Origin of the sequence: Pseudomonas sp. FH4 (assembly GCF_000510915.2) — a bacterium.
GTDB lineage: Bacteria > Pseudomonadota > Gammaproteobacteria > Pseudomonadales > Pseudomonadaceae > Aquipseudomonas > Aquipseudomonas brenneri.
The window spans coordinates 1-863 of the sequence record NZ_AOHN01000045.1 but is presented as its reverse complement, the minus strand read 5'-3'; the positions used below and the strand labels follow the sequence as shown (position 1 = coordinate 863).

Below are 863 nucleotides of genomic sequence, written 5' to 3'. Positions count from 1 at the left end.
CAGAGTGACGTCGGTGCCAGCCTTGTTGCTCAGGGTGGCGGTGTAGATAATTTTGCCACCTTCGTTGACGGCGCTAGGCGCAGTCAGAGTGACGGTGGTGGTGTTATCGGTACCCGGTGTGTCAGTCACGATAGTGGTGACTGTGTCGGTACCTGGGACCAGATTTTCGAAATGCTCGCCGCCAGTTACTTCCTTGATGCCGGTCGTAACAGTCTGGTCGCCTTTGTACACATCATCCGGTGCCACAGCCGAAACAGTACCGCTCGACTGATTCACGCCGATGGTGATGGTCTGGTTGTTATCCAGAGTCACCGTCAGTGGGCCAGTGGTGTTGGTGACCTGCTTGCCATCTTTGTCGACCAGAGTCGCGGTGTAGACGATTTCGCCGCCTTCACCCACGGTTTTGGTCGCGGTCAGGACTACATCAACCTTGTCGATGGTGTCGTTGATCTGCGTCGTTGCGCCGTCGCCGGCGACCACGAGCTTCTCGAAGTTGCCACCAGCGGTCCCGGTGATCTGGACCGTCTGGGTGCTCTTGTCGATGAACACGTCATCGCCTGGAGCATCAACCGTCACGGTACCGACCGTTTCACCGGCCTTGATGGTGATGGTTTGTTTGTTGTCCAGGGTCAGAGTGACGTCGGTGCCAGCCTTGTTGCTCAAGGTGGCGGTGTAGATGATTTTTCCACCTTCGTTGACGGCGCTAGGCGCAGTCAGAGTGACGGTGGTGGTGTTATCGGTGCCCGGTGTGTCGGTCACGATGGTGGTGACTGTGTCGGTACCTGGGACCAGATTTTCAAAGTGCTCGCCGCCAGTCACTTCCTTGATGCCGGTAGTAACAGTCTGGTCGCCTTTGTACACAT

Annotated in this window: 1 protein-coding gene; it reads right to left on the bottom strand. The window is 56.9% G+C overall.

Annotation, left to right across the window (positions count from 1 at the left end; translation table 11 throughout):
* Window positions 1-863, bottom strand: an 863-nt coding sequence (locus H097_RS28350; protein ID WP_032863455.1) for an immunoglobulin-like domain-containing protein, incomplete at both ends; no start/stop codon positions are given.